This window comes from Microbacterium sp. UBA837 (assembly GCF_002296025.1).
Classification (GTDB): Bacteria; Actinomycetota; Actinomycetes; order Actinomycetales; family Microbacteriaceae; genus Microbacterium.
The window spans coordinates 1-9230 of record NZ_DBHD01000163.1 but is presented as its reverse complement, the minus strand read 5'-3'; the positions used below and the strand labels follow the sequence as shown (position 1 = coordinate 9230).

Annotated in this window: 9 protein-coding genes and 2 pseudogenes; 4 read left to right on the top strand and 7 right to left on the bottom strand. The window is 67.9% G+C overall.

The features are described 5' to 3' along the window. A pseudogene (locus B3587_RS11875) lies at positions 1-201 on the top strand (ParA family protein); the annotation flags it as partial. 168 nt (positions 202-369) lie between these two features. Here B3587_RS11875 and B3587_RS11870 read toward each other — a convergent pair. From B3587_RS11870 to B3587_RS11860, 3 genes are all read right to left on the bottom strand, one after another. Then, a complete protein-coding gene (locus B3587_RS11870; RefSeq protein WP_228178570.1) occupies positions 370-915 on the bottom strand; it encodes a MerR family transcriptional regulator in 546 nt (181 codons plus the stop codon). Between the two features lie 93 nt (positions 916-1008). After that, positions 1009-1701: a MerR family transcriptional regulator gene (locus B3587_RS11865; protein WP_292728913.1), complete on the bottom strand. Its 693-nt coding sequence runs from the start codon at positions 1699-1701 to the stop codon at positions 1009-1011. Continuing rightward, positions 1701-2210 (bottom strand): FHA domain-containing protein, encoded by a 510-nt coding sequence (locus tag B3587_RS11860; RefSeq protein WP_374198023.1) that lies wholly within the window; start codon positions 2208-2210, stop codon positions 1701-1703. The genes B3587_RS11865 and B3587_RS11860 overlap by 1 nt, the downstream gene beginning before the upstream one ends. A 122-nt stretch (positions 2211-2332) precedes the next feature. Here B3587_RS11860 and lpdA point away from each other — a divergent pair, with 122 nt between their 5' ends. Then, the gene (gene lpdA, locus B3587_RS11855; RefSeq protein ID WP_292728910.1) at positions 2333-3733 is read left to right on the top strand and encodes a dihydrolipoyl dehydrogenase; all 1401 of its coding nucleotides are present in this window, start codon (positions 2333-2335) and stop codon (positions 3731-3733) included. Between the two features lie 15 nt (positions 3734-3748). Here lpdA and B3587_RS11850 read toward each other — a convergent pair whose 3' ends face one another. From B3587_RS11850 to B3587_RS11835, 4 genes are read right to left on the bottom strand one after another with little or no spacing between them, the layout of a single operon-like run. Next, on the bottom strand, positions 3749-4423 hold the full coding sequence (locus B3587_RS11850) for a CYTH domain-containing protein (protein ID WP_292728907.1): 675 nt from the start codon (positions 4421-4423) through the stop codon (positions 3749-3751). Then, the gene (locus B3587_RS11845) at positions 4398-5657 is read right to left on the bottom strand and encodes a YihY/virulence factor BrkB family protein (protein WP_292728904.1); all 1260 of its coding nucleotides are present in this window, start codon (positions 5655-5657) and stop codon (positions 4398-4400) included. Before B3587_RS11845 ends, B3587_RS11850 begins: the two co-directional genes overlap by 26 nt. 42 nt (positions 5658-5699) lie before the next feature. Continuing rightward, the gene (locus B3587_RS11840; protein WP_228178565.1) at positions 5700-6185 is read right to left on the bottom strand and encodes a prepilin peptidase; all 486 of its coding nucleotides are present in this window, start codon (positions 6183-6185) and stop codon (positions 5700-5702) included. Positions 6186-6196: 11 nt separating this feature from the next. Then, positions 6197-6976, bottom strand: a complete 780-nt coding sequence (locus B3587_RS11835) for a glycosyltransferase family 2 protein (RefSeq protein ID WP_228178564.1) — start codon at positions 6974-6976, stop codon at positions 6197-6199. Positions 6977-7080: 104 nt separating this feature from the next. On the opposite strand from B3587_RS11835, the gene B3587_RS11830 reads away from it, so the two are divergent. Together B3587_RS11830 and B3587_RS11825 are read left to right on the top strand one after the other, a co-directional pair. Next, positions 7081-8694, top strand: a complete 1614-nt coding sequence (locus B3587_RS11830) for an acyl-CoA dehydrogenase family protein (protein ID WP_292728900.1) — start codon at positions 7081-7083, stop codon at positions 8692-8694. Positions 8695-8779: 85 nt separating this feature from the next. Further along, positions 8780-9230, top strand: a pseudogene (locus B3587_RS11825) (transposase); the annotation flags it as partial.

Below are 9230 nucleotides of genomic sequence, written 5' to 3'. Positions count from 1 at the left end.
CTGCGCGAGATGTTCGGCCCGCTGGTGCTCTCGCCTCAGCTGCCCGAGCGCACATCGCTGCAGCAGGCTCAGGGTGCGGCAAAGCCGCTCCACATTTGGCCCGGCGACTCGGCTCAGGAGCTGGCAGCAGACTTCGATGCGATCCTGGACCGCGTTATGCGCACGGGGCGTATCCCCTCCCCCGACGCCGCGGCATCCTGATCACGCCGCCGCCCTGATGAGGCGCCGTCCCGCGCCCGCGGAACCCACCCTCGCCGAGACTGCACCGTGCCCGCCAGAGTGCGTCAGAAACGCGCAGCCTCGCGGGCAGACTGCAGTCTCGCGGATCGCAGAGCGGATGCAGAAGTCGGGGAGCCGGCGTTGTGCGGCTCAGGCTGAGCGCGCGGCGCGCCGCGCGGCGAGTTCGTCGACGGCATCCGGTGCCTGCGGGTCGAACTCGACGAGCGTCGACTCGACCTCACGCCACACCTTGCCGACCGCGATGCCGAACACGCCCTGCCCGCGGCTGACGAGGTCGATGACCTCATCGTTCGAGGTGCACAGGTAGACCGAGGCGCCATCGCTCATGAGGGTGGTGCCGGCAAGATCACGGATGCCGGCGGCACGCAGCTGCTCGACGGCGGTGCGGATCTGCTGGAGTGAGATGCCCGTGTCGAGCAGCCGCTTCACGAGCTTGAGCACGAGGATGTCGCGGAAACCGTAGAGACGCTGCGACCCGGAGCCTGAGGCCCCGCGCACGGTCGGCTCGACGAGTTCGGTGCGAGCCCAGTAGTCCAGCTGACGATACGTGATGCCGGCAGCTCGCGCAGCGACTGCTCCGCGGTAGCCGACCTCGTCGTCGAGGGCCGGAAGGCCGTCGGTGAACAAGAGGTCTGCCGTCAGGCTGGGCGTCGACTCCGCCTCGCGTGCCGTCATGGCAACCTCCCCAGTTCGATCGGACATGTCAACGCTAGATCAGCCGAGAGGCTCGGGCAACGACATCCGGCCGTTGCGTCTCGGCGTGTCGCACTATGAGAGGAATCGTTCGAGGGCCGAGCGCAAGAAGATCGAGCGCACTTCCTCCAGGCGACGCGCCAATTCGGGCGCGAGTTCCTCGGCTCTGCCTCGGGATGTTGCATCGTTGCGGCGGGACAGCGGCGCGACGGCGGATTCGACGAGGGCTGCGTCACGCTCGGCACTCTGACGCAGCGTCCTGATGTGACGCGGCTCGATACCGTGGCGATCGAGGGCCACCAGGCACCGCAGCAGCGCCACGGTCTGCTCCGTGTAGCTTTCGGCGGCGGCGATCACCCCGGTGCTGATCGCGTCGTTGAGCAGCTGCGGTGCAGCCCCGGCAGCAGCGAGCAACTCGTCACGCCGATAGCGCCGCGGCGCCGCGACGATCGAGGTCGGCGGCGCGGGGATCGGGGTGACCGGGTCGCGCCCGGCATCCACATCATCGAGGTACCCCCGGATGACATGGAGGGGCAGATAGTGATCGCGCTGCAGCGTGAGCGCAAGCCGTAGCCGCTCGACATCCGCGGGTGCGAACTTGCGGTATCCCGACTCGGTCCTGGTCGGAGTGACGATGCCCTGTACTTCGAGGAAGCGCAGTTTGCTCGAACTGAGCCCGGGAAACTCGGGAGAGAGCCGCGCGAGGACTTGGCCGATGCTCAGAAGCCCCGCAGACGAGGCGCGATCACGGGCGGGAACGCCCGCCATCACTGGTCCGCCGCGGGCTCGAGGTCAGCCGGCGAGACGAAGAAGTTCAACCGGAACTTGCCGACGCGCGCCTCTGAGCCGTTCGTCAGGACGGCCCGGTCCACGCGCTCGCCGTTCACGTACGTGCCGTTGAGCGAGCGCTGATCGACCAGCTCGAACGTCGTACCGGAGCGGGTGATCTCGGCGTGACGGCGAGAGACCGTCACATCATCGAAGAAGATGTCTGCCTCGGGGTGGCGGCCGACCGTCGTCACGTCGGCATCCAATAGGTAGCGGGCGCCCGCGGTGGGGCCTGACCGGACGATCATGAGTGCCGACCCCGACGGCAACGCCTCGATCGCCTCGAGCTCGACCTCGGTCAGTTCGGCGCCGAATGGCACGAATGACAAGTCGGAATCGTGTCCGAATGAAGCCGTCGTATCCGTGCCTCGACCACCGGGAGCAGCGGCTCCGGGGTCGCCGGAGGCGCGACGGATTTCGTCGGGTTCAGCGGGCGCATTGTGTTCCACGGGAGGCCTCCTCAGGCTCCCCAGGATAGTCGGATTTGGCAGGCGGATGTCGAGTGGGTCGTCGCTGTTCTCAACCCGGCTGCTGGCGCCGGCGGATTGTCTCCGAGGGATAGGCTGGGACCATGCCTCACTACGACGTCGTCATCCTTGGTGCCGGCCCCGGCGGCTATGTCGCGGCCGTTCGCAGCGCTCAGCTGGGCCTGTCTACAGCGGTCATCGAAGAGAAGTACTGGGGTGGGGTGTGCCTGAACGTGGGATGCATCCCCTCGAAGGCGCTGCTGCGCAACGCCGACCTCGCTCACACGTTCCACGCGAAGGCCGATCTGTTCGGCATTTCGGGCGATGTGCACTTCGACTTCGGTGTCGCCTGGGACCGCAGCCGTGAGGTGGCGGCCGGCCACGTCAAGGGCATCCACTACCTGATGAAGAAGAACAAGATCACGGAGTACGACGGCCGTGGCTCGTTCGTCGACGACCACACGATCGAGGTCAAGACCTCTGAGGGTGGCACCGAGACCGTCACCTTCGACAACGCGATCATCGCGACCGGCTCGACGGTGCGTCTGCTCCCGGGCGTAAGCCTGAGCGAGAACGTCGTCACGTACGAAGAGCAGATCCTCACCCGTGAGCTGCCGAAGTCCATCGTGATCGTCGGCGCCGGAGCCATCGGCATGGAGTTCGCGTACGTGCTGTCGAACTACGGCGTGAAGGTCACGATCATCGAGTTCCTCGACCGTGCACTTCCCAACGAGGACGCCGAGGTCTCGAAAGAGATCGCGCGCCAGTACAAGAAGTACGGCATCGAGATCCTCACCTCGACCAAGGTTGAGAGCGTCACCGACCACGGCGACCGCGTCACGGTTGCCTACACCGGCAACAACGACGGCGCCCAGGGCTCGATCGACGCCGACAAGGTGCTCATGTCGATCGGGTTCGCGCCGCGCGTCGAGGGCTTCGGGCTCGACAAGACCGGTGTGAAGCTCACCGACCGCGGCGCCATCGACATCGATGACCACATGCGCACGAACGTGCCGCACATCTACGCGATCGGTGACGTGACCGCCAAGCTGCAGCTTGCCCACGTCGCCGAGGCGCAGGGCGTTGTCGCCGCCGAGACGATCGGCAAGGCCGAGACCATGACGCTCGGCGACTACCGCATGATGCCGCGTGCGACGTTCTGCTCGCCGCAGGTCGCCAGCTTCGGCCTGACCGAGGCGCAGGCCCGGGATGCCGGCTACGACGTCAAGGTCGCGAAGTTCCCCTTCAGCGCCAACGGCAAGGCGAACGGCCTGGGCGAAGCCGTCGGTTTCGTGAAGGTCATCGCCGACGGCGAGCACCTCGAACTGCTCGGTGCCCACATGATCGGCCCGGACGTCTCGGAGCTACTGCCCGAGCTCACCCTGGCTCAGAAGTGGGACCTCACCGCCCTCGAGGCGGCGCGCAACGTCCACACCCACCCGACGCTGTCGGAAGCCGTGCAGGAGGCCTTCCACGGCCTTGCCGGCCACATGATCAACATCTGACCAGCGGGTCAGGCCTCACACGCCCAGGGCGCGTGCGAGCTTCGAGTCACTCGAGGCCTCGCGCGCGCCCTTGGCGTATGCGGCGACGGTCACCGCGTCGAAGAACGCGGCACAGGCATCCGCATCCTCTGGAGCTGCCGGCCCGAGTTCGATCTCCCACTCGCGCCACGCCTGCTCCATCCCCCGCTGCTCGTCGCGCGTGCGCACGCGGTCATCGACCATCTCGGCGAGGATGCCGCCCTCGGCATCCCGGAGCGCATACGCGGTGCGCGTGTTGCGGATGCGGGCGATCACGACCAGCGGGTCCGTCGTCAGATCCCCGATATGCGCGGCGATCTCGGGCGGGACGCCGGTCACGGATGCTGTGTCGCCACCGATGTCGAGCGGCCAGCCGGTCTCCATCCGACCGGAGCCCTGGCGGGGTCCTTTCAGATGCCAGCCCGCATCGGGCCCACCTTCCCGGCGCCGAAGCGCGTAGCCGGCTCTGCCGAGGACGTACTCTGCGGTGTCGTAGTAGACGGCGTCGAGTTCACGCACTTCCGGCTCGGCGACAGTGACGACCAGTGGAACCTGGGTCCAATCGGGGACCTCGGTTTCTGGGTCCACGTCGAAGGTGATTTCAACCTCGAGGGACTGCGAGGGCTCCATCGATGGCGTGGTCGGCTCAGTCGTCGGACGGGGCGATCTCATCGGTGGACTCGACGAAGTAGAACTCGCCCTCGGTCGGTCCGTCGTGATCGCCCGTGTGCTCGAGGGCACCACGTCGTTCGTAGATGACCTGGCCTTCGCCGTAGGGAACGATCATCGTGTCTGCATCCGGGGCTTCCAGGGGCAGGACTTGCCCGTCGAGCGGGCCTCCGTGGAGTCGTGCAATGGCCATCCCCCGAGCATAAGCCCCGATCTCGTCCCCTTCGGCGATCGCGGCGGCGCGTGCTTCAAGGAGCTCGGCTGTCGCATCGCGCGCGGATGCCTGTGCCCGGCGCAGTCGGCGCTGGGCGAAGGTCAACGGAGGGGCCGAGGAGACCACACCGTGCGCCTCCTCGGAGGCGACCACGATGTAGGTGCAGGAGATGAGGATGACCTGCGCCGAGAAGTTGATCCACAGCAGCAACGCGATGAGGGTGGCGAAAGTACCGAGGAGCGGGTTGGCCTCGGCGCCCCGCACGAACAGTCCCGACAACTGCTGCAGCACCGTCAAGCCCACTGCGCCGAGGAGCGCGCCGCCCCACAGCGCCCGCGCGGGAGGACGGATCCCGCCGAGCACCAGGAAGATCGCCGCGATGAGCGCGGCATCCAGCACGAATACCGTGACGATACCGACCGTGCGGGTCAGCACCTCCGCGATCACCGTGTCGCCGTCGATGCCTATCCAGCCCAGGGCGAGAGAGACACCGGCGGTTCCGAAGTAGGTGATGGCGGCGGTCGCGACGATCGCTATCGCGACTCCGACGGCCATCGCGAAGTTTCGGAGGATCACCCACAGGAAGAACCCGTCGTCCATGACGGTGCCACCGATCAGGTGGAGCGCTGAGCGAAGCGTTCCGACGGCACCGATGGCAGCGAACAGAAGTCCGATGACCGCAGCGATCGCCGCGATCGACAGACCCGACTGGAACTGATCAAGGCCCGATCGCAGGTCTTCTTCCCGGATGACCGCGTTCTCGCCCCCGATCAGCCCGGGAATCACGGAGTTCACGGCACTGACGAGCGCGTTCCACGCTTCGGGGTTGCCCGCGAGCCAGAGTGCTGCGGCCGAGAACCCGAGCAGGACCGCCGCAAAGACCGAGAACAGCGCACGGTAGGTGACGCTGTCGGCAAGGACCGGTCCGCGCTTCTCGGTGTAGAGCAGCAACGCGCGAACGATGCGCAGCGAGAGCGCCCATCTGATCACGACGGCAACGAAGGTCTTCAGGGCGGCCGGCATGGTTCCAGGCTAACCGGGAAGCTCTGCGGGGGGCCGAGACGCTCAGGGCCTTGACACGGTCAGCACGATCGCGACCCATGCGCCGGCCAGCATCCATGGACCGAACGGGATCGCGCTCCGGCGGTCGGCGCGGCGAACGAGCAGCATCCCGGCGGCGAAGACACCGCCGAGCACGAATCCGGCCAGTGTCCCCACGAGCACGCTCCCCCATCCCAGCCACCCGAGGTGCAGTCCGATGACCGCTGCGAGCTTGACGTCGCCGCCGCCGACACCGCCGGCCGACAGCATCCGCAGCACGAGGTACGCGACGAAAAGAACCAGCGCCGCCAGCAGAGCCCGGATCAGCGCATCCATTCGACTGCCGGTCAGTGCTGCCGCAACCAGGAGCACGACACCCGTGACGCCGACCGTCGCGACGAGGCGGTTGGGAAGACGGTGAGTGCGGATGTCGATGATTGCGAGGATCGCTCCGATGACCGCGAACGTGACGAAGGCTACGACCGTGAGGGCGGTCGAGATCGTCGGCATGGCGACTGAGCCTAGGTGACGGCGACCCCTCGGTCCTCGCCATCCTGGCCTTCCTGTGGATAGCTGTCGTGCCGGCGCCGCCAGGGAGCACCCGCGGGCCAGCTGGCGGCGAAGGTCGGAACGACCCGCCCGACCCTGCGCGCGAGACCTCGGACCGAGGTCAGGGGGCGTGCCGAGACCGGCATTGTGAGCGACCGATCCCAGCGCACCCCGTCGCTCTCGCGCAGGTGGATGGTGAGGTCGAGGTCGTCGTGGATGCGGGGGTTCTCGCGGTGCACCACCGTGCGGGCCCGCTCCCAGATGGCAGCACGCATCGCGAAGTTCGACCCGAACACCAGCGGGATGCCGAGCCACAGGTTCACCCAGACCCTCCCCCCACCGATGTACCAGTGCTCGCCGAGATAGCTGATGACTCTGCCGGCGCCGTAGAACTCGGCGCCGCCGGTGAGCACCCCGAGCGCGGCGTCGCTGTTGAAGGCTGACTCAATGCGCGCCAGCCAATCCGGATGGGGCCGGGAATCGGCATCCAGTCTTGCAATGATGTCGCTGGTGGGTAGCGCAGCGTCGTATCCGCGTGCGGCGGCGGGCCAGATCCCCACGAGCGGCTCGTCGATCAGCTCGACACCGGCCTCGCGCGCGACTGCCGCCGACTCGTCGGTGCTGCCGTTGTCGACCACGATGATGCGGTCAGCGGGACGCTCTTGCTTCTGCAGGGCGAGCAGGCATTTGCGCAGGAACTCGGCGTCGTTGCGACACGGGATGACGACCGAGATGCGCAGCGCCGATGTCACCCCCTCACCCTATCGGCGCGGTTCGCGGATGCCGGGAGCGCCGCATCCGGGAACCGCCCGTGGCACGTGCGGGCTTACCGTGGAGCCACGGACGAGGGAGTCGGATGAAAACACACGAGGTCGCGAACCAGGCGCCCGCACGCACGGGGCTGGATGAGTACGAGGCGAACATCGCCCTGCGCGAGGGCGTCGAGACCTACAGCGGGCCAGGTGCCGCGGCGCGGCTGCACCACATCGGGCATCGCGTCGGCTCTTCCGCCTTCCAACGCGATGCGGTGCGCGCCAACCGGGTCGAGCCGGTGCTGCAGACGCACGACCGCTATGGCCGCCAGCTCGATGAGGTCGAGTACGACCCGGCCTACCACCGCATCATCGGCGCGGCATTGGCCGACGGCGCCCACACCGGGGCGTTCCGAGAGCCCGGGCCCGGGGCATCCGTCGTGCGCGCCACCGCGTTCATGCTCTATGCGCAGGTAGAACCCGGCCACGCGTGTCCCGTCTCGATGACCCACGCGGCGGTTCCGGTGATCGCCCAGCACGACGAGCTCGCCCGGGAGTGGATGCCGCGGCTGCTGAGCAACGACTACGAACCGGATCTCGCGCCGGGAAAGCGCAGCGCCCTTTTCGGGATGGCGATGACCGAGAAGCAGGGCGGCTCCGACGTGCGCGCGGGAACGACGGTCGCCAGGCCGATCGGCGGTGACGAGTACGAACTCACCGGGCACAAGTGGTTCTGTTCCGCCCCGATGTCTGACGCCTTCCTCGTGCTCGCGCAGGCGCCCGGAGGCCTGTCGTGCTTCCTTCTCCCCCGGCTGCTGCCCGACGGCTCGCACAATGAGATCCGCATCCGTCGCCTGAAAGACAAGGTGGGCAACCGCGCCAACGCCTCGAGCGAGGTCGAGTACGAGGGCGCCCGCGCACACCTGGTCGGCGAGGAAGGCCGCGGCGTGCGCACGATCATCGAGATGGTGACGCGCACGCGACTGGACTCGGTGCTGGGGTCGACTGCCGGGATGCGGCAGGCAACCGCCGAAGCCGCCTGGCACGTTCGACACCGCGCCGCGTTCGGAGCACGCCTGATCGACCAGCCGCTCATGACGCAGGTGATCGCGGATCTGCAGCTCGAAACCGAGGCTGCTACCGCGACCTCCCTACGGCTGGCCCGTGCCTACGACGAGGACACGACGGCCGAGGAGGTGGCCTTCCGCCGCCTGGCCACCGCGGTGGCGAAGTACTGGATCTGCAAGCGGGGTCCCGGGCACGCGTACGAAGCCATGGAGTGCCTGGGTGGCAACGGGTACACCGAGGCGTTCCCCCTCGGGATGCGGTATCGCGAACAGCCCGTCATGGCGATCTGGGAGGGGTCGGGCAACGTCATCGCGCTGGATGTGCTGCGAGCGCTCTCGCGCGACCCGCAGAGCTTCGAGGCCTTTGACGCCGAGCTCGCGCGGTCAGCGGGGGCGGACAGGCGCCTGGACGCGCATGTGCGAAGAACCCGCGAACTCATCGGCGAGCTCAGTCGCGACGACGCCCGCGACGCCCGCGCCCGAGAGCTGGTCACGGCGCTCGCACTCGCTGTGCAGGGATCGCTGCTGGTGCGCGCAGCGCCCCCGTCGGTAGCCGACGCCTTCATCGGATCACGGTTGGGCGGCGATGGTCACCTCTACGGCGTCCTGCCGCTGGGCACGGATGCGGCATCCATCGCGGCTCGCGCCTGAGGTGGGCTGACCCCGTTTGGTAGGTCCGGTGGTTGTGTGAGTCGTCCTGTTGCCCGGGGGTCCGGGCAGTGAGACTGGTCAGATCATGACGAACAGCAGGAAGCGTCACACCTCGGAGCAGGTCGTCCGTAAGCTCGGGCAGGCCGACAGGATGCTCGCGGGCGGTAGCGACATCGCCGGGGTGTGTCGAGAGCTCGGAGTGTCCGAGCAGACGTACTACCGGTGGCGGAACCAGTTCGGCGGCCTCAAGGCCGACGACGCAAAGCGCCTGAAGGAGCTGGAGAAGCAGAACGCGACCCTGAAGCGTCTGCTCGCGGAAGCGGAGCTGGAGAAGGCCGCGCTCAAGCAGCTGGCTGAGGGAAACTTCTAGGCCCGGGCAGGCGCCGCGCCGCCGTCGACCACCTCAAGCGCAAGCTGCGGGTGAGCGAACGAATGGCGTGCCGTCTGGCCGGGCTGAGCAGGTCCGCATACCGTCGCCCGCTCCAGGGTGAGACGACAGCCGACCCGGACCTGGCGTTGCGGGACTGGCTGCGGGC

What these genes read in the sequence shown, in the direction of transcription:
- B3587_RS11870 (WP_228178570.1), bottom strand. Translation starts at nt 915, where the DNA reads ATGACGGCACGCGAGGCGGAGTCGACGCCCAGCCTGACGGCAGACCTC.
- B3587_RS11865 (WP_292728913.1), bottom strand. Translation starts at nt 1,701, where the DNA reads ATGGCGGGCGTTCCCGCCCGTGATCGCGCCTCGTCTGCGGGGCTTCTG.
- lpdA (WP_292728910.1), top strand. Translation starts at nt 2,333, where the DNA reads ATGCCTCACTACGACGTCGTCATCCTTGGTGCCGGCCCCGGCGGCTAT.
- B3587_RS11850 (WP_292728907.1), bottom strand. Translation starts at nt 4,423, where the DNA reads ATGAGATCGCCCCGTCCGACGACTGAGCCGACCACGCCATCGATGGAG.
- B3587_RS11845 (WP_292728904.1), bottom strand. Translation starts at nt 5,657, where the DNA reads ATGCCGGCCGCCCTGAAGACCTTCGTTGCCGTCGTGATCAGATGGGCG.
- B3587_RS11840 (WP_228178565.1), bottom strand. Translation starts at nt 6,185, where the DNA reads ATGCCGACGATCTCGACCGCCCTCACGGTCGTAGCCTTCGTCACGTTC.
- B3587_RS11830 (WP_292728900.1), top strand. Translation starts at nt 7,081, where the DNA reads ATGAAAACACACGAGGTCGCGAACCAGGCGCCCGCACGCACGGGGCTG.